This window comes from Hominenteromicrobium sp. (assembly GCF_046974225.1).
Lineage (GTDB): Bacteria > Bacillota > Clostridia > Oscillospirales > Acutalibacteraceae > Hominenteromicrobium > Hominenteromicrobium mulieris.
The window spans coordinates 1-24,812 of the sequence record NZ_JBKWAE010000020.1; the positions used below are offsets into that span (position 1 = coordinate 1).

The 24,812-nt window shown below is 55.3% G+C and carries 31 protein-coding genes; all 31 read right to left on the reverse strand.

Annotated features, from left to right (window positions below):
* Positions 1-92: 92 nt before the first annotated feature.
* The 31 genes from ACLTX1_RS11700 to ACLTX1_RS11850 all read right to left on the reverse strand — a co-directional run bounded on the left by ACLTX1_RS11700 (position 93) and on the right by ACLTX1_RS11850 (position 24,803).
* On the reverse strand, positions 93-536 hold the full coding sequence (locus ACLTX1_RS11700) for a holin family protein (protein WP_412330979.1): 444 nt from the start codon (positions 534-536) through the stop codon (positions 93-95).
* A gap of 22 nt (positions 537-558) precedes the next feature.
* Complete coding sequence (locus ACLTX1_RS11705) at positions 559-936, reverse strand: DUF2977 domain-containing protein (RefSeq protein ID WP_412330980.1); 378 nt, start codon at positions 934-936, stop codon at positions 559-561.
* Between the two features lie 4 nt (positions 937-940).
* Positions 941-3,340, reverse strand: a complete 2,400-nt coding sequence (locus tag ACLTX1_RS11710; RefSeq protein ID WP_412330981.1) for a DUF859 family phage minor structural protein — start codon at positions 3,338-3,340, stop codon at positions 941-943.
* On the reverse strand, positions 3,340-5,043 hold the full coding sequence (locus ACLTX1_RS11715) for a phage tail spike protein (protein WP_412330982.1): 1,704 nt from the start codon (positions 5,041-5,043) through the stop codon (positions 3,340-3,342). The genes ACLTX1_RS11710 and ACLTX1_RS11715 overlap by 1 nt, the downstream gene beginning before the upstream one ends.
* Positions 5,044-5,691, reverse strand: coding sequence for a hypothetical protein (locus tag ACLTX1_RS11720; RefSeq protein WP_412330983.1), 648 nt, complete (start codon positions 5,689-5,691; stop codon positions 5,044-5,046).
* Positions 5,691-8,369: a hypothetical protein gene (locus tag ACLTX1_RS11725; RefSeq protein WP_412330984.1), complete on the reverse strand. Its 2,679-nt coding sequence runs from the start codon at positions 8,367-8,369 to the stop codon at positions 5,691-5,693. Before ACLTX1_RS11725 ends, ACLTX1_RS11720 begins: the two co-directional genes overlap by 1 nt.
* Positions 8,359-8,733, reverse strand: a complete 375-nt coding sequence (locus tag ACLTX1_RS11730) for a DUF5361 domain-containing protein (RefSeq protein ID WP_412330985.1) — start codon at positions 8,731-8,733, stop codon at positions 8,359-8,361. Before ACLTX1_RS11730 ends, ACLTX1_RS11725 begins: the two co-directional genes overlap by 11 nt.
* A gap of 14 nt (positions 8,734-8,747) precedes the next feature.
* Positions 8,748-9,014: a hypothetical protein gene (locus ACLTX1_RS11735; RefSeq protein WP_412330986.1), complete on the reverse strand. Its 267-nt coding sequence runs from the start codon at positions 9,012-9,014 to the stop codon at positions 8,748-8,750.
* An 11-nt stretch (positions 9,015-9,025) separates the two neighbouring features.
* Entirely contained in the window at positions 9,026-9,586 is a 561-nt protein-coding gene (locus tag ACLTX1_RS11740; protein ID WP_412330987.1) for a phage tail protein, read from the reverse strand.
* A 14-nt stretch (positions 9,587-9,600) separates the two neighbouring features.
* Positions 9,601-9,942: a hypothetical protein gene (locus ACLTX1_RS11745; RefSeq protein WP_412330988.1), complete on the reverse strand. Its 342-nt coding sequence runs from the start codon at positions 9,940-9,942 to the stop codon at positions 9,601-9,603.
* Between the two features lie 2 nt (positions 9,943-9,944).
* Positions 9,945-10,184, reverse strand: coding sequence for a hypothetical protein (locus ACLTX1_RS11750; RefSeq protein WP_412330989.1), 240 nt, complete (start codon positions 10,182-10,184; stop codon positions 9,945-9,947).
* Positions 10,177-10,509: a hypothetical protein gene (locus tag ACLTX1_RS11755; protein WP_412330990.1), complete on the reverse strand. Its 333-nt coding sequence runs from the start codon at positions 10,507-10,509 to the stop codon at positions 10,177-10,179. The genes ACLTX1_RS11750 and ACLTX1_RS11755 overlap by 8 nt, the downstream gene beginning before the upstream one ends.
* Positions 10,493-10,882 (reverse strand): hypothetical protein, encoded by a 390-nt coding sequence (locus tag ACLTX1_RS11760; RefSeq protein ID WP_412330991.1) that lies wholly within the window; start codon positions 10,880-10,882, stop codon positions 10,493-10,495. The genes ACLTX1_RS11755 and ACLTX1_RS11760 overlap by 17 nt, the downstream gene beginning before the upstream one ends.
* A gap of 1 nt (position 10,883) precedes the next feature.
* Complete coding sequence (locus ACLTX1_RS11765; protein WP_412330992.1) at positions 10,884-11,753, reverse strand: hypothetical protein; 870 nt, start codon at positions 11,751-11,753, stop codon at positions 10,884-10,886.
* Between the two features lie 27 nt (positions 11,754-11,780).
* Complete coding sequence (locus tag ACLTX1_RS11770; protein WP_412330993.1) at positions 11,781-12,281, reverse strand: hypothetical protein; 501 nt, start codon at positions 12,279-12,281, stop codon at positions 11,781-11,783.
* A gap of 113 nt (positions 12,282-12,394) precedes the next feature.
* Entirely contained in the window at positions 12,395-12,613 is a 219-nt protein-coding gene (locus ACLTX1_RS11775) for a hypothetical protein (RefSeq protein WP_412278479.1), read from the reverse strand.
* Positions 12,610-13,737 (reverse strand): hypothetical protein, encoded by a 1,128-nt coding sequence (locus tag ACLTX1_RS11780; protein WP_412330994.1) that lies wholly within the window; start codon positions 13,735-13,737, stop codon positions 12,610-12,612. The genes ACLTX1_RS11775 and ACLTX1_RS11780 overlap by 4 nt, the downstream gene beginning before the upstream one ends.
* Positions 13,703-15,115 carry a hypothetical protein gene (locus tag ACLTX1_RS11785; protein WP_412330995.1) on the reverse strand — a complete coding sequence of 471 codons (1,413 nt, stop codon included), beginning with the start codon at positions 15,113-15,115 and terminating at the stop codon, positions 13,703-13,705. Before ACLTX1_RS11785 ends, ACLTX1_RS11780 begins: the two co-directional genes overlap by 35 nt.
* A gap of 10 nt (positions 15,116-15,125) precedes the next feature.
* A complete protein-coding gene (locus tag ACLTX1_RS11790) occupies positions 15,126-16,565 on the reverse strand; it encodes a hypothetical protein (RefSeq protein ID WP_412330996.1) in 1,440 nt (479 codons plus the stop codon).
* A complete protein-coding gene (locus tag ACLTX1_RS11795) occupies positions 16,486-16,740 on the reverse strand; it encodes a hypothetical protein (RefSeq protein WP_412330997.1) in 255 nt (84 codons plus the stop codon). Before ACLTX1_RS11795 ends, ACLTX1_RS11790 begins: the two co-directional genes overlap by 80 nt.
* Before the next feature lie 103 nt (positions 16,741-16,843).
* Entirely contained in the window at positions 16,844-17,191 is a 348-nt protein-coding gene (locus ACLTX1_RS11800; RefSeq protein ID WP_412330998.1) for an HNH endonuclease signature motif containing protein, read from the reverse strand.
* 312 nt (positions 17,192-17,503) lie between these two features.
* Positions 17,504-17,869, reverse strand: coding sequence for an SANT/Myb-like DNA-binding domain-containing protein (locus ACLTX1_RS11805; protein WP_412330999.1), 366 nt, complete (start codon positions 17,867-17,869; stop codon positions 17,504-17,506).
* The gene (locus ACLTX1_RS11810; RefSeq protein WP_412331000.1) at positions 17,866-19,005 is read right to left on the reverse strand and encodes a hypothetical protein; all 1,140 of its coding nucleotides are present in this window, start codon (positions 19,003-19,005) and stop codon (positions 17,866-17,868) included. The genes ACLTX1_RS11805 and ACLTX1_RS11810 overlap by 4 nt, the downstream gene beginning before the upstream one ends.
* Positions 19,006-19,032: 27 nt before the next feature.
* Positions 19,033-19,218, reverse strand: a complete 186-nt coding sequence (locus ACLTX1_RS11815; RefSeq protein ID WP_412331001.1) for a hypothetical protein — start codon at positions 19,216-19,218, stop codon at positions 19,033-19,035.
* Positions 19,219-19,229: 11 nt separating this feature from the next.
* On the reverse strand, positions 19,230-19,427 hold the full coding sequence (locus ACLTX1_RS11820; protein WP_412331002.1) for a hypothetical protein: 198 nt from the start codon (positions 19,425-19,427) through the stop codon (positions 19,230-19,232).
* Positions 19,417-19,548, reverse strand: coding sequence for a hypothetical protein (locus tag ACLTX1_RS11825; protein WP_412331003.1), 132 nt, complete (start codon positions 19,546-19,548; stop codon positions 19,417-19,419). Before ACLTX1_RS11825 ends, ACLTX1_RS11820 begins: the two co-directional genes overlap by 11 nt.
* A gap of 68 nt (positions 19,549-19,616) precedes the next feature.
* Positions 19,617-19,817, reverse strand: coding sequence for a hypothetical protein (locus ACLTX1_RS11830; protein WP_343284357.1), 201 nt, complete (start codon positions 19,815-19,817; stop codon positions 19,617-19,619).
* Positions 19,817-20,203, reverse strand: coding sequence for a RusA family crossover junction endodeoxyribonuclease (locus ACLTX1_RS11835; protein ID WP_412331004.1), 387 nt, complete (start codon positions 20,201-20,203; stop codon positions 19,817-19,819). Before ACLTX1_RS11835 ends, ACLTX1_RS11830 begins: the two co-directional genes overlap by 1 nt.
* Before the next feature lie 307 nt (positions 20,204-20,510).
* Positions 20,511-22,733 carry an AAA family ATPase gene (locus ACLTX1_RS11840; RefSeq protein ID WP_412331005.1) on the reverse strand — a complete coding sequence of 741 codons (2,223 nt, stop codon included), beginning with the start codon at positions 22,731-22,733 and terminating at the stop codon, positions 20,511-20,513.
* Positions 22,734-22,746: 13 nt separating this feature from the next.
* Positions 22,747-24,333 (reverse strand): DEAD/DEAH box helicase, encoded by a 1,587-nt coding sequence (locus tag ACLTX1_RS11845; protein WP_412331006.1) that lies wholly within the window; start codon positions 24,331-24,333, stop codon positions 22,747-22,749.
* Entirely contained in the window at positions 24,333-24,803 is a 471-nt protein-coding gene (locus tag ACLTX1_RS11850) for a DUF669 domain-containing protein (protein WP_412331007.1), read from the reverse strand. The genes ACLTX1_RS11845 and ACLTX1_RS11850 overlap by 1 nt, the downstream gene beginning before the upstream one ends.
* Positions 24,804-24,812 lie beyond the last annotated feature (9 nt).

Below are 24,812 nucleotides of genomic sequence, written 5' to 3' on the forward strand. Positions count from 1 at the left end.
GACAATGTACTTCATGTCCTTTGCGCAGGACTCCACCGGGATTTTTAGGTCATATTTACGCTTGCTCAAAAGATTTTCGCGGATGGGTACCATTATTTTTCCTCCTCTTTGCTTACGGTGTTCTTCAGCCGCTCCAGTAATTTTGTCAGCCGCGGAAACCCCGGCACACCAATCGCCGCAAGGTTTTCCATGACGGAAATGAGCTCGTTGATGATGAGCCAGATCGCGACCAGCAGACCGCAGAAAAGCTCGATGTGCAGGTCGATGCCCGCCTGCACCAGGGCGCCGCGCAGCAGATAATCCACGCCCGCGCCTACGGCGACCATGGCCATATAGCAGAGCTTCTTCAGGATGCCCTTGATGCCGATGCGCGAGCTGAGCTGCGCCGTCATGTAGGCTTTGACCATGCCGGTGACGTAATCGATCACCATCATGCACAGCAGCACGAGCACCGGCGCGGCCAGCTGCCCGCAGTATGCCGCGACCCCCGCCCCAACGACTGCCGTTACGGATTTAAGTACAGTTGCTTTGTTCATTTTTTTGCTCCTTTTAATGTGTTTAAAGTTTATCCAGCCACACCGGCGGTGCGGGGATTGTCCGCGTCTCCGGCGCATCGAGCCAAGAGAGATACCAGTTTGCAAGCTCGGCTTTTTGCTCTTCTGTGAGTAGGCTATACCACAGCTCGCCGCGATTGATATACGCAAAGCACTCGGTTTCGCGCCGGTGCCGAATAACGGTTAGCTCCGCCGCATCCGCGTCGGCCTTGAGCTTATCTGCATCGAGCACGAGCACACCATCTGCCACCTTGTACGCCTCCGGGTGCTGCTTAAAGTCCTCCAGCAGATCGTCGGGCGCCTCTATCTCGATGCCGTCTACAAGCCCACCGATGAGCGCATAGCTCTCGATATAGCCCTGATCGTTTAAGATTATCTGCATTGGTTTACTCCTTGTATCGATTTACGCCCCAAACCCAAGTGATTGCGCCATCGTAGGGGTTACTCAAAATCCTTATCGAGGCATTGGGCTCGGATGAATCACATTGATAGGCAAGCCATTTATCTGCGCTTGTAAGCCTCATGTGCGTGCCCCATCCAACTGGAATTATTTGCGTTACTGCGTCTTCATTGCTTCCAGCCCAGCCGCCAACGATTAAATATGCGTACTTCGCGCCATTTGCAATGGTTGCTGTGCCGTTTTTTAAGCTGCCTTCCCACAATGTTTCTGCTGTATGCGCGTTCGGTAATGCTCTCCAGTCATACCATCGTCCATTGGTGAATGTGCGATAATAAGTCATTCCCATATAAAATGTAAATCGCTGCAAATAGTTGTTAGTCGTAGATCTGGTGACTTCCATTGTTCCGTATCCAGAACTCGAGGGGCCATTTTGACAATTAGAAAGATTTATCCAGTACGAGCCTATTGTCGCTAAATCATTTAAATTTCCAGAATATACCCCGCCTACAACAAAATTGTATAGCACTTCGCCTCTACTTGTCGCGCCAGTGCCGCCATTAGCAATCGGCACGACATCTTTATTCGTGAATGGATGAGTCCAACCATTATCGCCCCATCCATTATTCGGGTCGTAAGCTTGCGTCCAGATACGTCCTTTTTGCGGAAATGTCTCTCTCAGCTCAACAAAAATTTTGCTGTGATGGCTCCACGGTACATATACTGGATATACTTTACGATAAGCGTAAAACGGGCCCGAAGTCACGGGGCTGTTGATTAGCGTAGACGCGTCTTCCGTGCGAACAACATTATCGTAATTGGTATTCGAGTTATACGGATCATCGCCGGAAAAATTGATGAGCATCAAATCCGTCGCGTCACGATTCCATGCCCCATCCGACATGCCGCCATCTACCTTTAAATTACCCCGAATCCGCGTATTCCACGCCACGTCCAGCCAGTTCGCGAGCTCGGCCACTTTGCCGATGGCCGCCCCTGCGCTGCGTTTGAAGGATTGCAGCACGCTTTTTGTAGACAGAGTGCGCGGAATAGATAAGCTGTTATACTTGTCCGCCACCGTTACTACCACGTCGTAGGTGGTGGACGCGCCTATATTTCCGCCGCCGATCACGGTTTTGCCGTTGTTGGTAACGTTCGCCGCGGTGCCGTAACTGCTCTCGGACTGCTTTTTGTATCGAGCTGTAATGCTCAAGGTGTTGCCGGTGATTGCGCTGTAACTCGCGTTGATCTCCACGGCAAAATATGTGCCTGCCTTTTTGCGGTTGCCGTCTGCATCGCAGCGGTACACGTCATACACCGCTACGCCGGGCTTTGTGTAGTCTATGACGGTGATCGCGCGCGTGGTGCTCGCTTTTCGGCCGCGCGAATCCGTCACCGTGGCCGTGAATGTGATGTTGCCTGCCGAGGCCAGTGTGCCGGTTGTCAATGCGCCATTTGTGGCCGTCCAACCGCCGCCGGTAATCGTGTACGAGTTGATGCTGCTGCCGTATGCGCCGGATGCTCCGGAAAGCGTCAGCTTTGCTTTGCCCATGCCTTTTACGTATAACCCCGTGCCGCTTGTGTCGTCGGCGAGCGCTGCCGAAAGCGTGCCCGCCGACGGAACTACGCTGCCGGGAACGGTGAGCGTGATGCTTACGGACTTTGTGCCGAGGAGCGTGCTGCCGGAATATGTATCGCAATAGATTGTACCGCTGCCCGCCGTGGCGGACGGTATTTGATTTGCGAGCGACACCGGCGGCGTCCAGCTCACGCTGCTTGCAATGCCCGTGGCAATCGTTCCGGCTGCACTGCCGAACGCGTAGCGCAGCGTATGCCTGTAAGCGCTGTTTACCGCAGGCGTGTTGATTGTCACGCTCTTGCCCATCTCCACGGTTGCAGCACTTAAACTCGGCTGTGTTGCGGGCTCCTGCCAATCCACCTCAAGCGTTACAGCCGTCCATTTGAGATAATCCGTGTAAGAGCTGCCATTGTAGATGCAGTACGTATCGTACCCGGCGGCGATAGATGCCGCCATGAAAGCAACATCAAATGTTTTGGTATTGTCCCACATGGGCGCTTTACAGCTGCCGAGCGCATTGCCTGTGCGGTGCCCTGCGTTGAGCGAGGTTTTAATGCCGCCCTGCGCGGCGGAGTTGTAGATGTATACCGTTTTGGTGGTCGTTGTTCCATAGCCCGTCTGTCCGGTCGTCGCGGTGAGCTTTACGCCGTTGATGATCTTGCCCTTGAGCGCTGCAAGGCCCGGAAAGTACAGCACGCCGGTGCGCACACCTGTGCCGTCCCACTGGCCCTGCGAGGCGGTGCCCTCGCTTTTCCAGCCCCACTTACTGTCGTAATAGTTAAGCTGGGCTTTATAGCTGTTTTTGCCCATCAGTCGTCCCCCTCAAACTCAAGATCAAACGTGTCGGCCTCCGCGTTATAACGCCACATATACAAGCCCGTGTCGGCGTTGCCGAAAGACAAACTGCCCGTGATATGCGCATCCGTGATATAGAGCATACGGTTGGAGATATACGCGACGATTTGACCGTTTTCGACAAATTCGAGCCGGTCGTTGGAGAGCACCGCCTGTATGGCGCTGTCGCTGCGGCCGAGCGTAATTCGCGCCCCCTCAAAGCGGATATACTGCTCTAAAAGCCGCTGATTTTCCGCCACCGTGCCGTTTGTGCTGTCAATGAGATTTGTCACCTGCGTAAAGCGGTATTCAAGCTGATCGCTCCATTGGGCAATGAGCAGCTGTTTAACGCTTTCAAGCTCCTCTGTCGAGACTGCGGTATCTTGTAACCGTCCCAGCGCGTCATACACGTTTTCGGTGGTGGTCGTCAGCTCGGTGCGGGTCTCCGTCACCGATGCCGTGATGCTGTCCATGTCCTTCCGCGCGTCGACTTTGTAATCGGTGAGTTCCTGCTGTACCTTGTCTGTGCGCTTGTTGGTCTCGTCCCGCACAAGCTCGAGCTGCTCGCCGAGGTCTTTCCGTGCGTCGACTTGCTGCTCTGTCATCGTGCGGTATGAGGTGCCGAGCGTGTAGGTCGCGTCCCCCGGCTCGTCTACGGGCAAATCGATCTCGGATACAAGCATCGATATGGGCGTTGCGCTGCCCGGGTCCGAAAACAGGATCATGTCGCCGAGCTTAATGCGCTCAACGGAACTGTCCACAAGATGCAAATCTACTGCATCTACCTCAATACTGCCTCGCAGATATTTTGCCGCCTCTAAGTCGGCATAGCCTGCACGCAGGAGGTTTTCGGCCAGCGTGATGTCGTTGTGCACGACAACCTTATAAATCCAGCCCCATTTTGCCACCGCATCCGCATCGTAGATATAATCTTTTCCGTCGTTTGCCGCAGCGATTGTAAGGCGTGGCGTTACCATGCCCACCTTGTCCTCGTCGAGCTGCGCACCGAGCGGAATAATGGCCGTCGCAACGTCTTCGCCGCGCACGGTGTGCAGCATGTCGAGCAGATTTGTGCTTGCGGTGATCCGCTGGCTGTTGACGTTGCCGTACTCTTTGAGGTAATCCAAATACCGCGTGCCGTCCGTGCCGTAGCGTATCACGAGATAGCCGCCCAGGCGGTCAAGGAGCTTGTCTTGCAGCGCGTTCATGGTGCTCTCGTAGTCCGATTGCCTGTACACGTTGTCGGTGCTGTTTGTCACGGTGACTTGTCCCACGGTAAAGCGTCGGCTTTCGTCCACCTGTGCGTTATGCAGCTCGATAAGCTTCGCAAAGTATGCCGCCACCGTCATGTCATGGTACACCGTCAGCGGCTGCACGCTGTCGTTCAGGTAAGCGAGCTCGCCCTCTACCTCGATTTTCCGCGTGCTGCGCAAATCCCACTCGTCGTTGAGCGCACGCCCGCGGAACAAAATTGTATCATCCTGCCACAGCGTTACCACCGTATCGAGTTTTGCGATTTTGTCTGTGTGCGGGTGCGTCAGCGGCACCGAAAAGGTGAGCAGTCCGGCTTTGTTCACGGCAGTTTTGCACGCCGGCGAGATTAGCTTTAAATCCGGGCTGCGGGGATCATATAACGTATAGGTTATACCGCTGCGGTTTTGCGCCGTAATCTTAAACAATTACAGCACCCCCTCACGCCAAGTCAAAACGACGTTGCCCGTGCCGGTCACGGTGACGTTATTCGCGCCGGGCAAAAGCAACAATTCGGGGATTTTTACGGCCTTGCCCACCTGCGCGATGCTGTATGCTGCGCCGCCGTTGAGCGCCACCGTCATACCCGTTTCGGATGCCGTAAAGGTCGGCGAGACGATCTCGTCGCCGTTGTTTAAAACTGCCGTCGTGCCCGCGCCGCACGAAGCTGTGCTCTCGGTCTGCGCATATTTGTACGGGTCACACACCGCTGTGACTTCAAACGTGCCCGCACCGTATTCCTTCGCGCCCAACGTACAGGCGATACGACCCAAATAATAATGGTCCGGGTCATCGGGCAGCGTAATCGGCAGGCGTTTGCCATGCACCGCAGACGCGATCTGCGAGCACACCGAAAGCCACTCCGATGCCGAAGCGCCGCGCCGCTTGAACGTCAGTTTGAGCGTGCGCAGCCCGTACACCGGGCGCCCTGTGACGACCTCGGACAAGTCGATACTGCCGTTTTCGAGCGGCAGCTCCTGATATTTCGTTTTGACCTCCGGCATTTCAAGCGAAAGATCCGTCAAGATCATGCCGAAGTCCGTATACATATCGTTTTCGCCGATGAGCACGCCCATCAGACCACTCCCCTTTCACGCAGAACTGCCGTGCCGCCCTGCCGCTTGTCCACTTCCGGTGCAAGTGCACGACCGGCTTCGCGTGGGTCGAACACCGCGTTCACCTGCAACTGTATCCGGCTGATCGCGTCCGCCAGCATCGCTGCAAGCTTTTCGTCGCGCGGAGAGCCGCCGGTGAGCATCTGCAAAATTTCGCGCAGAATCGTCAAAATGGCATGCAGCTCCGTGACGGGCATGCCGTCCGTTTGCTGCGCGTCATCCACAACCGAGCGGATCATGTCCATCAGCGTTGCAGCGCCCGAGACAACCTCGGGGCCCGCTTCGCCCGCGCCAAGCAGAGAGCCGCCCGCCGCGCCGAAGATCGTCGGATTATTCAGCAGCATCGGCGTGTCCATAGCTTTTTTATACCAAGATATGCCAAAATGCGGCACACGCGGCGGCACAAGGCTAAAGCTGCCCGTAATGGAGATATGCGGAAGCTTTAGCCTTGGCAAACTCCACGAGAAGTTGAAAAAGCCCCTGATCTTGTCGATCGCGTTGCGCACCGCGTCCCGCGCCGCATTGATCGGCGTTTCGATACCCCTTTTAATGGCGTTAAAAATTGACGTGACTGTCTCTTTGGCTGCCTTTATCGGGTTTTCGATCGCCGTTTTTACCGCCGAAAACACCGCCGTCACCTTAGATTTGATCGCATCCACCACCGTGCCGATCGTAGATTTTATGCCGTTGATGATATTGGAAACAGAGGATTTGATTGCATTCCAAATCTGCGTTGCAAAGTTACCAATCGCTGTCCATCCGTTATTCCAAAGGTTAGCGAGCCCGCCGAGAAATATTTGTCCGGCATTGAGCAGATTTTCGCCGAATGCGCTCCAGTCGCCGTTAAGCGCTGCCGTGAACGCAGAGAACAGTGACGAAATGACGCCTGTCACCGTCTCGAACACCGTTTGCACCTGCGTCCAGATCGCATTGAGGAACGTGCCGTCCGTCTGCGCTTCGTCCACAAGCCATTTGATCGCGTCCGCGATGCCCTGTATCGCATTGGCAATGGTCTGCGCAATCGTTGCAAGATATGTTGCCGCATACTCCCATACGGCAGAAAACAAACTTGTGCCAGACTGATTATCCGCGAAGAATGAGCCGAATAGAGAGGATAAACCCTCCAATGCCATGCCGATTACATCGCCCACCGCGCTGAAAGCATCCTGCACCGCTGTCCATGCAGCATTGATTGCCGTGCCGTCTGTTTGCGCCTGCTCAACAAGCCAGCCGAGTTGGTCGCTGACCGCCAGAAAAGCTGTACCGACAATACCGCCTACATAAACCACAGCGTCTCCGATTGCTGTACACACTCCGGCGATAATATCACCGGCAACTGATACTGCGTCTGCGATACCGTCCCAGATGCCGCCCCAGTCTATTTCCGCGTTGCTCAAAGCGCTGCCAATCGTGCCGATTGCATCTTTGACCGCGCCCAAAACAGTCTCTATCGCTTTGGCAGCATTATCAAAAACGTGCATGATGTTATCCGCAAGCCCCTGCGGCACATTCAGACCGCTTACAAGGACCGTCTGTATGCCGCTGAGCGCCGACTGCAACAATGCCGGTGCCAGCTCGACCAGACTGCCCGCAAACGCCTTCAGCAGTGATGCGGCAGCCGACGCCATACTGGGCAGGATCGTCGTCACGAGCTGTGGGACGGCCTGTGCGACCACGGGAGCCAAGCCCTCGACCAGACTGCCGATACCGCCTAAAATCGTTTCTACGCGCGGCAGAATGTTCTTTGCGGCTATTCCCACACTGTCGACAAAGTTATCCATCAGCCCGCCAAAGTCCTGTGTATCGTCTGCAACGCCGACGAGCAGGTTTTTCCACGATGCTTTCATCATGCCGACAGAGCCCTGAATGGTTGTACTGGCTTCCTTTGCCGTTGTGCCTGTGATGCCCATCTCTGTTTGTACAATGTGGATCGCTTCGGTGATGTCCGCAAAGCTATCTATCGACAGATCTGCCATTTCACCGTTAGCCTGCTTCACCTTGTTTGCATCGGCGATAAGGCGCTCCATTTCCTCTTTTGTGCCGCCGTAGCCCAGCTTGAGGTTGTCGAGCATCGTATAGTTCTGCTTGGCGAAACCCTGATCGGCGTTTTGGATGTCCTGCATATTGCTGCCCATTTTGTTGGCATTATCGGACATATCCACAAGGGCTTGGTCGGCATATTCCGCCGCTTTTTTTGTGTCCTTACCCACGCTTTGCAAAAGCGATGCGGAAAAGCTCGTCACCGTCTCCATGTACTCGTTTGCGGAAAGACCGGCCGTCTGAAATGCTCGGTTTGCGTTTTGCAGCACTTTGTCCGACGCATTTCCGAACAGCGTCTCCACACCACCGACAAGCTGCTCATAATCCGCATACGCATTCAGCGCCGACTTACCGACCGCCGCCACAGCCGCCGCAGCCGCACCGAATCCCACGGCTGCGGCTTTCGCTGCGGCTGTAAACGCCTTGCCGATAGAGCTTGCCGCAGACTTTAATCCGCCCGCGAGCGCGTTGCCCATCTTCTGCCCCGACTCTTTGCCGCTCGTCTCGACTGCCGGGGCTAAACTCTTTGAGAGCTGCGCTTGTATACCCTGCATTGAGGGTACGATCTGCACATACGCCTTTGCAATTTCAGTTGCCATTTGCTTCACCCCCTAACCGCTGCCATGCGGCTTTAAAGTCTTCCGGCGTGCGGTAGCCCGTCACTTCATCATGCGTTTGCGGCACTTCCGTAAACGCGTTCAAAAACGATTTGGGGCGGTTTTTGCCGGTCTGCGCCGCCTTCGTCTTTGCCCATGCTAAAAAATTAAGCGCGTCAGCTATGGACGCCAAAAGCAAGGTGTCCGTTGCTGCACGCGCTCCCGATAACTTTATTTTGATTCTCGAATCGTCCCGTAAGCCCGCCGCGAGCGTCGCCAGCATGGGCACCGGCAGCGCCCGCAGGTCAAACACCTTGTAGGTTTCCGCCATGTCGCAGATCAGGGCGTTCTTGTCCGTCGCGATCATGCGGGCAAGGACGATCAGTTTTTTCCCGCGTCTCCGATCGCGTCCATGACCTCGCGGATACAGTCCGAAACGGCTGTGATATGCACTCGTCCGTCATCGCCGCGCAGGAAGTCATAAAGGCGCTTTCTCTGCTCCTTGCCGAACAGTATCGCGCAGACGTTGGAAAACGCCAGCGGATTATCGTTCACGGTCTCCGCCAGCGCATCCACAAATTCCATATCCTCCAGCACGCTGCCGTCAATTTCAAACTCGAAGCCACCGCTTGTCTTGCCTTTAATCATGACCTACCTCCTTATGCCGCTGCCGGCTTGCTCATATACTCGTAATGCGTGTTGCCTGCGCTGTCCGGCACGGCGGTCACGGCGACCTCGTAGCCTACGGCGCTTTCGTCCGCATACGTCACGTCGCCCACCTCGGTGATTGTGCCGTTCGGAATGACGACGCGCTTCAAAACACCTCCGCGCATAATCATGTCGATAACCCACACGCCAGCGGCGAGCTCCTTGCCGTTCGCTTTGACGGTCAAGCCGTTTTCAAGATCGCCGGTGACGTTCTCATCGAGATACACCGCTTTCAGCACGTCGCTGTTAAGGCTTTCGATGAGGGTAAAAGCAAACGTGTCGGTCTTCTCGTTCTGGTAGGTCAGCACGTTGTCGCCGCCCCACGCTTTGATGTTGCCGCTTTGCGGAGAGTTGGAGTTCACCACGCCCGCGTCGGATGCGTAGCCGAGATTTTTATACGCTTCGGTGAGCGCGGTTTTGGCGTCGGTCGGCAGCGCCGTGCCAAGCGGTGCGCGGTAGATCGCGCCGCCTACTTTCGGCTTGCCTGTGCTTACATTGGTTGCTGTGCTCATTATTCATGCTCCTTTCATTCGTCGAAATAAACGAGATCGTACACCGCCTGGTATCGGTATCGTTTTGTCGTCGTGTCCGTAAAATTGTAATCGCTGTTAAGCCGCGATGCACTGACGGCATCCAGCTCCGCGGCGCTGTCCATGGCGGCTTTCACGCGCTCATTGAGCCTTGCGGCTTCATACATGGACGGCGCGTAGGACTGGATCGCCAGCATCGCGCGGTCAATGCGCTCCTCACGGCTGCTGCCCGTTTTTTCGAGCAATACAAAGCTTTCCGGCGGGTCTGCCGGAACTTCCAACACCACCGGCACCGAAAGCTTTTCCGCGAGATAGTTTTTGATGATGATCTCAATCATGATTATCTCCCGAGGGCTTTAAGCAACGTATTTTCGCGACTGTTTTGCTTTGCTGCTTCTGCCGTTTCCGCAAATACGCCCGCTATAACTCGGCTGCTTGCTTGGTACAAATCTGTGCTGTATCCGCTTCCACACCGGGCGCGTACCTGTTCGGCTTGCTGTTTCAGCATTTGTCCCATTTCTTCGGATTTCAAAAGCTGCCGGATACCGCTGCTGTTCAGCTTGATTTTTACTTTATCCATATCGCTCCACCTTCACCTTTCGGTTCCACCGCAGCGGGATCATTGCTTCGATGCCCTCCGTCATGTCGCCGTACGTGCGAAAGCGCTGCCCGAAAAACTCAACCGTCACGTCGTGCCAGTCGTGCGCGTCGCCTTTCGGCAGTGCCAGCGTGTACGCGAGCCGCTTGCCGTAGAGCTGCAATTCGTTCACAAGGTCTTCCGCTGTTGGTTCGCCGACGAGCACGTTGTGCACCGTCTCCGACACTTCATCAAACACCGGCGCGCCGAACGCGTCCTCGCCGGTCTGCTGTTTTCGGTACAGTATAACGTCAATCCCGCGTATCATCGCATAATCCCTCCAAAGGGCTGCGGGCGCCGATGCGATCCACGACGCCGAGCAGCTTCTTTTCGAGCTTTGAGAGATACAGCTCGCCTGCGCTGCCGCTGCCCATCGTCCAGCTCTGGGAGTAGCCCATGGCGCTCACCGAACCTTGCGTGGAGCCGAGCGGATAAAGCGGCGCGTCGTTCCCGCCTCCGTCGCCCAGAATACGGCGTACCATGCGGCAGGAAACGAGCTTTTTGCGGTCTGCATCCGCCCCGGCGTTATACGCGTCGATGATGACCGCCGCTTCCTCCAAAAGGGATACGCAGCAGCCTTTTTCATCGTCGCTTAAATTTCGGAACCCCGCCGCAACGTCCTCAGCTGTTGCGTACAGCATCTTAGCCCACCGCGGTTTCGGTGCGCTTAATGTACAGCGTCTGCGGTTTCGAAACCGTCAGACCGTAAACCTTACGGCCCTGCACCGCACTGGCACCGATGAACTTTCCGGAGCCGTTGAGGTCCTGCAAATGCACGGGCACCTGCCATTCCATCACGCGGTGGCACCAGTTCGGGTGACCGGCGATAAACTCCGTGGTTGTCTTTTTGCTCGCGACGCGCGTCGTGCTCTCGAAATCCATGTTGTTGGACTCAAACACGTTAAAGCCCGCAATGCGACCGATCACGCCCTGCTGCACGAGCGTCTGGGAGAGGTCGCCCTGCTTGATATAGTGCTCATCCAGCATGAGGACTTCGAGATACTCCGGCGACGCGACGAGGAAACGACCGTCGGCGGGCACGCCTTTGCGGCTCAGTACGCGCTTTGCTTCGAGCGCGAGCTTGTATGCGGTGGTCTCGGTTGCAGCCGTCTTCGTGGCGCTGACCGTTGCGCCGGAAGCACCCTCGAGCGCGTTGATAGATGCCTTGTCGATAGAGAGCGCCAGCGAATAGCCTGCGCTGTCCAGACGCTCCGCCACGATGCCGTCCGGCACGCTCGCAGCATCGAAGCCGTCGATGAGCTCGTTCACGGCCTCGTCGTGGTCGATAGAAAGATCGATATACGTCGTCGAGCCGACGGAAGCGTCCACGCCGTTCGCCTTGTTGTAGGTCTTCACCGCCACCTCGGTGTCGCGCACCGGGATTTTTACTTTGCCCGCCTTCGGGTCGCCCTCGTAGCGGTTGTTGAAAATGAGATTATCACGGGTAACAAGCTGGCTGCGAAGCTTCGCGTCTACCAGAGTTGCCCAGCGTTCCTGATTTGTGTGTGCCATAAGATTTCTTTCCTTTCGTAAACAAAATTAGATTTTCAAAGACGGGTTTAAAGCGCCGAACGCCGCTGCCACACCGTCGCTTTCGGTGCCGCCGCGTGCGCCGTGTTCACCGCCGTCTTTCACGGCGGGATAGCCGCTCGGCTTTGCGAATTTCAAGATTGCGTTCGCTTGCGCGGTGCAGGTCTCTTCCGTGTCGCCGCTCAAAAGCTCTGCCGGCACGCCGGTAGCAGCGGAGACTTTCTGACGCACCGTGCGCAGCTGCTCCGCCTTTGTAAAAGCATCCACCTGCTTCTGCAAAGCGTCCGCCTTCTCGTTCGCCTTTTGCAGCTCGGTCTTCCCGGCTTCTTCCGCCTCGTCGAACTTCGCCGCTTTCGCTTTCAGCGCTTCGTAGTCTGCGTATTTGCCGCGTTCCCTCGTCAGCCGGTCCTGAATGATCGCGTTCATTTCCGCCTGCGTAAAGGTGCGCTGCTCGTTTTCCTGCGTTTCGGCCGCAGTGCCGTTCGTTTCCTGGTTCACAGTTTCTGCCATTTTTTAAACTCCTTTCCGGCTTTTCCGCAGCCGTCGCGTAATTTTGGGTATGAAAAAAGCAGCCTGGCGCATAAGCGCCAAGCTGCTTTATCAACTGTGTTTGATTTTTACGTTCAGCAAAACTCTACGGTTTTTCCTGTAAAACTGTCATGGCTTTTGATCGTCGCCCAACATGGAATGGAATTCAACTGAAACGGATATTCCACGCCGTCGATAATTGCAATTCCTCTTTCTGCTACAGGTAGGAATTCATAATCCCTGTCAAGAACAAGTACGCGAATGTCCGTAGGACCGGCTTGAAAGTCATCAATGATTTTGTATTCTTTTTTCATTCTTTTTGACCCTCCTTACCGTTAAGACGTTCTTTCAATCGTTCTTCATAATTTGCAAGGTTTTGCTTGGTAACATTTGTTTCCTCTATCGGTATTTTATATCTTTCAGCAACGGAAATCAAGTACTTTTGCGCATCGATTTCTCTGCGAATTAACATTTCCTCTTGAGAATACTCCGCAAACATATTTTTACGATCCTGCAAAGCATGATACATTTCTTCCAGCACATCCGATACGGTTGCATCATCACGAATAAAAGCAAAATTTCCGCCCATAAAATAGGAGGCGTATGCCCCCTGCTTTTCAAGATGCTTTACCGCTTCTTCGCCTCGAATAATAAGACCGCCATGGCTCAAGAAGTCCTTTGTCAGCTTATTGTAAGTCGGCTTGTCAATGATCTCTTGACCTTGCTCACCTGTCTTTCGACGATGCTGCTCCGCATACGCCGCCCTTTTCTGGGCATTGATGCGCTCGCGGTTTTCGGCGTAGTGGATGCGCCTCAGCTCGTTCACGTCGCTGCCGGCATCGCGGTAAGCCTTGAGGTATGCGTCAGGGTCGTAGCCCTCCACGTTTACCTCCGGGTCAAACCGAATAGCGTATGTACAGTCGCAATTCGCGTGGATATGCTCTGCGTGCCCGTTTTTTATGGCTTTCTTACTCGCCCGCTGCCACCCACGGGAGGCCAGCGTCATGCAGAACGCGCAGGTGTCGCCGCTCGGCACCCATGCAAATTCGGCGCCGTCGCGCAAAGCGTTTATCAGCATCGTGTCGGCTCCGGCACGCTTTACAAGGCGGCTCACCCCGCTTTTGAGCTGCGGCGTGCTGGTTTTTGTCGCGTTGACCATGCGCGCCACTTCGCCGTACTCGGCGGTTTCTGCGGGCTCTGCCGCAGGCATGTGCGCGCCCTGAAGCTCTGCGAGCGCGTCATACATTTCGCTCGCAAGCGCTGCGCTGCCTTCGCCGTACTTTGTCACAAGCCCATACGCAACATCTATAAGCTTCTGGCTGTCAGAAACGCCGTACTGATCTACATACGCCTGCATACAGTTTGCAACCGTGGTGTTTAACCGACGCAGCTTGCCTATGTAACTAAGCCATGCTTTCGACGGTATCTGCTTCATCATTAAGCTCCATTAAAAGCTGCTGTCCGCGCACGCGCTGTTCCTGTGACTTGATACGCCGGATGTCTGCCTGGTCAAAGCCGATCATTTCCAGAAACGTGTCAGTGGAAGCGAACTCCTGCCGCGCCGACGCAATTTTGATCGCTGCGTCCGCCGTTACTGCCACACTCGGCATCGCCGGATTTTTAAAGTGCGCCATGATGCCGCTTTCTTCTTCCGTCAGCTCGTCAAGCGTCTTATTCTGCGCAATGGCCTGCGCCATGCACGCGATCGTCCGCAGCGCGTCGCCGTTGCCGGTGTTGAGCTGCTGGGCGAGCAAAACGAGCGTCTGGCTCTGCGCCAAAATCGCGTCGCTGCTCGTGGGGTTCGCGTCGTTGATGATGCCGACATCCGTCACGGTCAAGCCGGTCGCCGCCGCAAACTGCGTGGCGGTCATGCGCATCTTTTCCACATGGGGCGAAAGACTGCCCTGCGCAAGCTGCCCGAATACCGGGTTTTCGCCGGTCTCGGGATTACTGGTTGCGGCAAGCAAGCTGCCCACGTACTGTTTGAATTTATCCGATACAATCGCGTCATACTGGTCGTCCGTCACGCCCAAAATGTACTTCTGCGGGGTCGTGTCAAACTCAAGCGCGATCGTTGCATTCGCCACAGTGCGGATATAATCGTCAATCAAAGTGCGAATGGGCTTTTTCAGCCGAGAGCGCCCGAACGGCTTGCCGCTCGTCGCACTCCAGATCATCGGCTCCATCAGCGGGCGACCCATGCGGTGCATCATACGCTGCACACGCCAGCCGTCGTGCTCACGGTGCAGCACCAGTACCGCATCGGCTGTGTACATGTTGACGAGCTTCGGCACCCACTCGTTGCTGTATTCCTCGTCCGGTATCGTATCGATAATGGCAAGCCCGCAGTCGATGCGCCCCTTTTCGCCGTTCCAGAGAGCTGCGGCGGTCGCAGGCGAATGAAACCGTATCTTGCAGCCGATGTCTGCATCGGCGGAAAGCGTCGCGAACACGCAGCCGTATAGAAGCTCGTCGCGGCACGCCTTGCCGTACTCCGCGATGAGCCTGTTATCCTGCACAAGCTTACTGAGCCCGTCCAAGCTGCCCGCCGTGCCGACAAATCCGTCGAACATACTGCGCGCGGCGAGCACATCCACGGCTTTCTGTCCCCAGTTGCATCCGACCTTCAGCTTGTTCAACCCCTGCGGCAAAGCGATTCCGAGGTTCACGTCGCTAAGCTCGATATGTCCTTCGTAATATTTGTCTTTCGTGTCGTTCTTGTCCTGGTGATAGGCAAACACGTTTTGCAGCTCGATGAGCTTCTGCTGTTCGTCTGCGCTCAAGCCCGGCACCGTGCCGATATTCAAAGTTATCATCGTCTCACCTCTATCCAATCCTCATTTTCCGCGTCGGGTCTCGCTTGCAGGTCTTCGCACCCCAGAGTGCCAGGGCGCAGGCTTCCACGGGTAAGCTGTTCTCGCCACCGAAGCCGTATCCTCCGCCGATCGGACGCTTGACCGCCGTCACGGCGCTTTCGTTCAACGCTTCCTGCGGCTTGTACCATGCCAGCGTGTTTTCGTTCACGGCGTTCGTAAACAGTCCCACCGCCGCGAGCACGTCTTTCACGCCCGGGCGTATGACGGCGTTTTTCGCTCGCCAAACGCCCTTGATGCGCTCAACCAGCACATCTACACCGTTGCGCCCGTCGATGACAACGCAGCTCGCGCGGTCGTACCGGGCGGAAAGCCAGTCCACCAGCCAAACAAGTCCGCGCCCCGAGGGCTGCATCTCGATGAGCGACACGCGTGCCGGTCCCTCCTTTGGGATCACCGCGCCGCATAAACACACCGCCGAGCCGTCCGCAGCAAATTTCACGCCGTAGGCGGTTTTGCCTTCGGGCTTTTCCTCATTACTCGCGCAGGCTTCCCACGCCCTGCGGTCAATGGCATAATCCAAATTTTCTGCCGCCACTGGGCTCCACCAGCCCAGGCGTTCTCTTGCAAATGTATCCGGGTCCAGCTGCTCCGCTTCGCCCTCAATGGTCGAAAACTGGATGCGCCGCCCGAGTGCGGGATTTGTTGCCGCCCAACGCTTCGGGTCTGTCACGTCGCCAATCTCCGGCACGGAAAATTCAAACCATGCTGCACGTTTCGCCTCACCGTCCAATGCACGTTGACGCAAATTGCGGAATACCGTGCCCACGGCATCAGGCCCCGGCGGCGTGCCGACGTAAACCGTTTGCGGATTCAAGCTTGCGGAAATCGCCGGCAGAAACGAGCCTTGCGCAGTCTCGTCCAACTCCTGGGCCTCGTCAAAGATCAAAAGGTCCCCGTGCTGGCCTCGGCCGCCGTTGCGGGTTCGCGCCAGGAACTTGATGCGCGCACCGCTTTTCAGCACAATCTGTTCGCGTCCGAGCGCCGTTTTGATCTCGGCAACATACCGCCGAAGCTTCGGGTGCTCGAAAAAATCGCGCATTTCCTCAAACGTCTCCGTCGCAGTCTTCTGGAGGTGCGCCGTGTAGATCACGGTCTCGTTGAACATCAGCATGCCGACTTCCGCGCGCCCTTGTACCAAAAGCGATTTGCCGTTCTGGCGCGGAACGCTGCCGCCTGCTGTGGGCGCTGCCCATTTGCCGGATGGTGTGCGGCCGAGCCAATCATCCATGATGTCGCTTTGCCATGGGTCGAGCACCGTGCCGCCAACGCGCAGCAGCTTCACCGCGTCCATGCTGTCGCTCGTCGCATACTCAGGCGCGATTCTTTCGGACGGCTCCTGGCTTCCCATCGGCTTCGCGGTTCGTGAGGATTTCGCTGATCTCGTCGCCATCGGCGCTCACCCCCTCTATTTCTTCGATCTCCCGTATCGTTTCCCGGTACTGCTTCGCCATAGCCGGAAGCGCCTTCGGGTCTATGCACGCATCGATCGCGGCGGCGAGCACTTTTGCAAGCTCCTTGAGCTGCTCTATCCGGCTGCCCTTTGCCGTGATGCTTTTCATTTTCATGCCGCTGCCACCCCTTTCAAAAATACCCTGTGTGTAAATCGGCGCTGGACGGCATCGGGTCGCCTGTACGGGTGCAGGGGTACTCTCCCCATCCTCAGCAAACTTACCAGTTTCCGTCACTGATTTTTGGGTATATCTTTTTCTCTTTCTTTTCTTCAAATGGATTTCCTACTTTTGCGCCCTTCTGCTGATTGCAAAAATAATGCGCTGCCTGCAAGTTGTCCCAATCCTCTGCCGCAGCTCGTGCCGAAGCGTAGCCAAATTCGCGCCAACGTGCTACGGGTTTAATTTCATCGACTACAAACGAAAGCGGGTGCTGCGCGTCGCTCGGCTCATCGTAATGTATCGGACCGAACCGCCCTTTACATATCCCGCATGGCGCGCCCATGGCTTTCAGTCTGGCACGGTGTTTCCTGCGCAGTGTACCGTTCGCATATCGCGGATTACTCATCTTCGCACCTGTTTGTTAAATCGTCTATGCGGCCCTCTGCTGCGTTTTCACTCTCAATAGGAGAAACTACCCTCGCACCGTCCGAAATCGCCGCGTAGGGGCACACAGAGAGCATACAGAAGCATGTGCCGTCTAAGCATTCCGCCCAAACGCATTTGCAGCCCCTCGGGCACACCCGGTATTCTCTTTTCACGTGCACCCCTCCTTTCGGTTTCGGGCATAAGAAAAGCACCCACGCAAATGCGCAGGTGCTCCTTGTAGACTTCCTCAATTATCATTATAGGCGGACAAAACGGACAAAGCGGACAAATCTCAAATTTTTTTGAAAATTCTCGAAAATTCTTTTCGCAGCGCTTCTGGCGACTTGTAACCGCCCATCTCACGCATAATGACCTTCCACCTCGTCCCGTGCTTCATGACACATCGGGCGAGCTTCTGAGGGCGGTAGGCAAGCCTGCCCACAAACGCTTCGACCTCCGCCTTTTGCACTTCAAGTTCCCGAATGCGTTCTGCGTGTTTCGGGTTCGGCATTCCCTGCACGGTAATGCTGTGCAGGTTGAACGGGAACTCATCCGCGCTTGCCTGCACCACGTCGCTGACCGCCGCACCGTCCTTCGCCTTCAGCTCCTCGATCTCCGCACAGATGTCCGGGTATTGCTCCAAAAGTTCTTTTGTCATTGCCTGCCTCCATCATTGATTTTTAGCGTCATCTGCTCCGGCGCGAACTCTGCTTCCGGAATATCTCGCCACCCAATTCCGAGATAATCTAAAACTTTTCCCCAGCCATACGGTGTTCCGTTTTCATCAAAGCAACACCTATTCATCCAAAAATCCCATTCTTTGTAGTTCCGTTCCCGTAGCCGATCGAATCGATGAGGCCGTTTTTCGAGCTGAATTCCAAATCCACACATCGAGCATCCGGTTCGCTGCTCTCCAGAAGTATACAAATGACCATCTTCATCCTTCAGTATGCTTCCATAAATCTCAGGGACAGGGACCTTTAAATCAAGTGCCAACTGTAATAAATCCTGTCTATTAAAAATTGCAAATGGTGCTGAACGAATGGTTCCCTTTCCAAAGTAGTTACAGCCATTTAGCATTAAAGACTTCTCACGTCTTCCGCCTTCGGATGCCATCAGCCCTAAATACGGTACACAATTGTGCTCTTTAGCCCAATCAGAGCACGGTTTTTCCTTGAGGTAATAGCAACACTTCGAGGAGACTTTAAACGATGCAATTTGATAATTCACGCCTTCTTCTTCATTTTCTAATCCGCCGAATTTTTCGAGCCACTTCTGCGCAAGTTTCATTTTTGAATGCTTTTGAAATCCACCATATTCACCAGTTTCGCCTGTAACAATTGCATGCCTTATGGTTTTATTATTGGGAGTTGGGTTTTGAAGCAATTCAATTTTACGGGCGATTTCCTTGGAGAGTACAGGGAAACCAAATTCTTGAATTAGTTTTTGCTTATTCCATCGCGTACCATCAGTTCTAACTGCTGGTGGTAGTGAGATAACTCCAATCTGTTTGTGAATTTTTTGGATACTAACATCTTCGAGCGAAGAGACTGATACCGCTGGCACATCTATTCCTATTGATTTCAAGAAGAAGAACAGTGTGATACTGTCAAGTCCCCCTACTGAAACATAGCAATCCAAGTCCCTTTTTCCACATTCATTATAGAATTCCCATGCTCTTATGCGCGCATAATTCACCTTAAATTCATATGGCATACTTTGTTTTACTCGGAAACTGGCAATTTTGTTGCCGGTGTTGAGCCGTTTATTTTTTTCAATGCAATTTTCCGTCATCGCTTGTTCCTCCTTTTACATCGCCACTTACATCGCCACAAACGCCACCGCCGCGGCGATGCCCACAAAGCCAAGCACCACCATAGCTTTCACGCAGCGCTTAAGCCCGGCGATATTGTCCGCTGCGTCGTACTCCCGCGACTTGCGCATCACGATGCACTCCGTGAGCGTCGCCGCGATTACGAGCACGACCAAGATGATTTTATTCTTCATAACTTTCTCTCCTACTTCCTTACTCTGAATTTTGTCGTAATATCCTGTCCGTTTGCCGGCGGAGAACTCCACTTTACCGTTCGGCTGAACGAAAAAATTCTCATACCTTGCGCGAAAGTAATATTCAGTGCATCGCACACCGATTTGGTTTCGACCCATTCGCCCGAAGTCAAGGCATCTAAAACTTTCTTGCGTTCTTCAGTGTTCACGTCTGATCTTCCTTTCATGTTTTCTTTTCACCGCCTGTCGCACATCACGGTGGAAGCCTACTTCATCCACAGCCTTCATGCGCTGTTTGTTCATCAGCAGCCGCATCAGCTTGTAACGCATGTACGTCTGGCACCCGTTGTGGCAGCTCACCGAACGCTGCGGGCACCCCCTCGGGCAGCAGGTCAGGTTCATGGCTTTCCCTCGCTTTCAATTTGCTCCAGCCCGCAGATCAACACGGAGCCGTCATTTTTCTTGTCGGTTAATTCTGCCTGGTAAAAGTCACTGCCGGTCTTACGGTCTCTGCGGAAGATGATCGCCGTCAGCTCGTAAGCGCTGCCGCTGTACTGCACCGTGCGGTTCATGTGTCGCTTAACTTCCCGCAGCTCCATCACAGCTCCTCAATGCGGATGTAGATGCCCGGAATCTTCGCCCAAAACTTTTCGGTGATCTCGGACGCCACCAGCGCGTCGTCTTTCCAGAACCCCTGCTGTGTCATAACGTCTTTGAGCAGCTTTTGCAGGTTGTCCGTGTCGGGCTTCGATGTGCGGTACTCTCCGTCCGCATGTCTGCCGTTCGGGAAGCACCATTTCGTCGTCAGCCGTACGCTGCCTGTGATCGGGCTTTCGGGTCTGTGCCTGCCGATGTAAGCGGCGAGCTTCTGTCTGGCGGCTTTCAGTTTATCGTCCTCGTAGAACTTTCGTGCCGACCAGTTCACGCGCTTCTCCTGATGCGTCACCGTCGGCGGCACCATCGGTACAAAAAACTCCAATATCATTTTGCTTCACCTCGTTAAATTGCTGAATTTTTGCTTTTGAAGAAAATTTGCTTTCGTCAAGGGTAGGGGAAGAAGTCGTGTGGGGGAACCTCATGACCCCCACACTTCTTCACCCCTTGACCGTGAGAGAAAGTGAAACGGATATATATACGTAGTATATATACTTTTTCCTTCTCTCGGAAAGGAAAGGAAAATTACTCGACTTTTTCCTTCCGTCGGGAGCCTTAAAAAGCGTTTGAGAGAAAGGGAAAATATCGATATTTTCCTTCTTTCCGAGCCTTGAGAGAAAGTACAGGGAAAGCTTTCCCTACCGATATTTTCCTTTCCCTGTCTTACTCACTTCGCCGTCCGAAAGCTCAAAATCTTTGCTGTCTTTAAGGTAATTACGCACCGTTTTTTCGCTTACGCCGAGGTATTCGGAGAGCTCCTTAACGCTCGCCTTGCCGCCCTCCCCCACCGCTTCAAACGCCGTGTCGAGCGATGCTTCACGTTCCTTTTTGCGCTCCTGCGGGGTCTTCTTGCGTCCGAAATTCTGCTTCCAGCCGGTGCCCTTCGGCGTGGCGTTTTCGGCTTGCAGGTCGAGCAGGATGCCCGTTTCGTCTGCCCGGTGGATCGGATAATCGAACCAAAAGTTCTTCGGCGCGAAGCGCGGAAACTCGCGCAGCGTGCCTTCGACACGCCATGCGGACTTTGCATTTGCAGCCGTACGCGCCCTTGACACATCGCCGAGCATTAAGTTGTATGACGCTTCCCGCAGGTGCTTTTTGCACAGCGCCATCATCTGCGTCGCGCTCAGTCGGTCATCGTCTCCGGCTTCGTCCGCCTTGCGGTAGCGCGTCAGCCAGTCGAGGCACACGGCGCACACCGCGCGGTTCTCCTGCTGCTCCTTGATGCCGTCGGTCAGCTCCAGCTCGATAAGGTCGATAAGCGCATCCGGATCGCGCGCAAATACGCCGGAGCCGGACGCACGGTCCATGCTCTTTTTGCCACCCTGCCCACCTTTTGAATGGTGGTGGCAGTAGATCACGGCGCAGCCGAGCTCCGTGCACACCTTGTCGAACTGGTTGCAGAAATGCGCCATCTGGTCGGCGCTGTTCTCGTCGCCGGTGATGACCTTGTAAATCGGGTCAATGACAATCGCCATGTAGCTCTTTTTTGCGGCGCGGCGAATAAGTTTCGGCGCGAGCTTGTCCATCGGTACGCTGCGCCCGCGCAGGTTCCAGATGTCGATGCGGTCGATATGCTCCGGCGCAAAGCCGAGCGCCGTGTAAACGTCGCGGAAGCGATGCAGGCAGGACGCACGGTCTAACTCAAGGTTTACGTATAGCACGCGTCCCGCCGTGCAGGGAAACGAAAGCCACGGCTTCCCCTCCGCGATGCAGCAGCACAGCTCGATGAGCAAATACGATTTGCCCGCCTTACTGGGGCCCGCCACGAGCATCTTGTGCCCCTGCCGCAGCACGCCTTCAATAAGCGGCGGCGCAAGCGCCGGCAGGTCGTCAAAGAATGTTGAAAGGTTTTCTTCGTCCGGCAGATCGTCGTTGACGCTCTCAATCCAGTCACGCCATTCTTCAAACGAGCTTTTGCCGATGTTCGTATCGACCAAAAACTGCTTGTGCTTACCGCGCACCACGCCGGGCATACGCGAAAGTCGTGAAGGATTGCGGTTTTGCTTATCGATGTCCAGTCCGTTTTTTGCACAGACCTTGTAGAGATAATCGACGCGTGCGCGGTATTCCTCATAGCTGCCCGCATCAACGCGCACAATCGCGTGCAGACTCTTGCCGCCGCTGTACACAAGGCAGGCGACCGGCAGCTCCAATTCACGTATGACGGCGTTCTGGCTCGCGATATCCATGCTGTCGGATTCAACAAGCGCATAGCGGTATTCCGTGATATTCTCGTTTTTCACACCCTTGCCGTCTAAGGGATTGAAGCGGATCCACGCACCGACGGCGGGGTTATAGTCGCCAAGCACCGCACCGAGGTCGTCGCCGCACTTATACAGCGCGCTGCATAATTCGCCTGCCGTTTGCGTGTAGCTGCCGCTTTTCGGCATGTACTTGCCGTCTTTCTCCCAGCTCTCGGTGACATAGCCCACCGTGTCCGTGCTGTCAAACAGCGTTTCGAGATACCGTATCAGCTCGGCGGCAGGCTTCCACTTTTCCGGCTCGTGAATGTCCTGCGCTTCAATCCAGTTCTTGTCCACCACAACAAATTCATCATGACGGTCGATCGTGTCGTTCCAATCGAGCTCATGGTCTGCTTTTGCGGGCTTGTAGCCGTTATCCAGCGCCATTTTGACGAGCGTCCCGGCGGTGATGCCTGTACCCGTAAACGTGTCCCATTTGCGCTCACATTCGCCCGGATGATACCGCTTTAAATCTCGGCGGCTCCAGGCATCCCAGTCCGAAGCCTTGTACCCCGCGTCCTTGAGCGCCATGCCGATGCCTGTCCAATCCGTATAATCGAGCAGAGCGGGGTCGATATAGTCAAGCAGCTCCAAGAGGTTCTCGTTGTTATACTCCATTTACGCCTCCGGTTTACGCCTCTGGTCTGAAGCTTTTCGGGTCAATGCCGTACGGCGTGCGCCAGTTGTTTGCGGCGATGCGGTCGATCATGCCGCGGGCGGTCTCGAACGACCATGTGCCCACGTGCTGAAATCCGCGCCCCTCGAGGAATCGTATTTGCTTTGGCGTCGTCAGTCCTGCCGTGCGGCGCTTTTCGAGCTTATCGAGGATCTTCGCCGCCTTGCCTGCGTTGCCGATCTCATCGGGGAAAATGCCGAACTTTTGAAGCGCCGAGATTTGCTTTTCGCTCGGCGGCGACATCTCCCACCCGAACGCCGGCACATAGCCGGAAAGGTCTTCCGCTTGAATGGACATTTCAAATTGCAGCGGATCCACAAGCCTTTTCTTGCGGCTGCGCATCTCGTTAAGCTGCTTTGCGAGTGCTTCTTCGCGCTGCGCTACAACGTCCTCGGATGCCGCTTTCTCCGCTTCTTCAAGGTCAACCGGCGCACCTGCGGCTTCTTCCATGTTGCGCGTCATCTGCTGCGCGACTTCTTCATTTTCGCAGATGAGGTTCGCCGGGTGGCAAAGCTCGTGGCGTTCCGTGTGCCAGAGAAAATCCAGTAAAAGCAGGTGGTCTTTGCCGGGGAATAATCGCGTGCCCCTGCCCACCATCTGGCTGTATAAGCTGCGCACCTTCGTCGGACGCAGCACCACTACACAGTCTACGCTCGGGCAGTCCCAACCTTCGGTCAAGAGCATACTGTTGCACAGCACGTTATAATCGCCGCGGTCAAACTGTTCCAGTATCTCCGCGCGGTCTGTGCTCTCACCGTTGACCTCTGCCGCACAAAAACCACGCTCGTTCAGAATATCCCGGAACTTCTGCGAGGTCTTCACAAGCGGCAGGAATACGACCGTTTTGCGGTCTCTGCAATACTTCATCATCTCGTCCGCAATGCCGTATAAATACGGGTCAAGCGCCGTGCCGAGGTCGGCGGCTTTGTAGTCGCCCGCCTGCACCGATACACCGGAAAGGTCGAGCTTCAGCGGCACGGTCAGCGCCTTGATCGGCGTGAGGTAGCCCTCCTTGATCGCTTTCGGCAGCGTATATTCATAGGCGAGTGACTGAAACACCGCGCCTAAATTCTTCATGTCTCCTCTGTCCGGCGTTGCCGTCACGCCGAGCACCTTTGCGGTGCTGAAATGGTCCAGTACGCGCCGGTAGCTGTCCGAAATGCAGTGGTGCGCCTCATCGATGATGATCTTGTCAAAATAGTCGTAGTCGAACCCCGCAAGGCGTTTTTCGCGCATCAGGGTTTGTACGGACCCCACGACGATGCGGTACCAACTGCCGAGGCAGCTCTCCTGCGCTTTTTCCGTCGCGCACAAAAGCCCTGTTGCCGTGCGAATCTTGTCCGCGGCCTGTTCAAGCAGCTCCCCTCTGTGTGCCAGAATCAGCACGCGGTCGCCGTCCCGCACGCTGTCCTCGGCGATCTTTGCAAAGACAATCGTTTTTCCGCAGCCGGTCGGCAAAACAAGCAGCGTGCGATCCACGCCGCACGCCCACTCATTTTCAACTGCCTGCCTTGCCTCCTGCTGATATGGTCTCAGCTCCATCAGAAGTCACCCGGTGTAAAGCTCGGTGTCGGCGCGGCGGGTGCCGTTTCCGGGTCTAAAAAGCGCGTTATCTCGTTCGATTCGTGTTCTTGGTTGTCCTTCTCACCTATCCATTTGCGGACACCGATATGTGCACGGCCGCGTGCACCGGGTACGGCAGCCCAGTTCATCTTGAGCGGCTGCCCGTGCTTGCGCTGCCCGATGCAGGTGAAGAACGCGCACAGCAAGCCCTCGCAGCGCGTGTGCAGCAAAAGGTTGTGCTGCACGGTGACTACGCCCTCGGGCGTCACCACGTCAAGGTCTAAGATCGCCTTCGGGCAGGGTCCGATTTTAGCACCGCCGTTATACCGTGCGCGGGTCAGTTTGCTTACGGTAAAGCTGTAATCGCCCTCCGGAATAATTCTGAAATTACTTTCGTTTTCTATGGTGTCTTCCCAGTCCATTGCTCTTTCGTTCGTTGTGTTTGCCATGATCTGTTT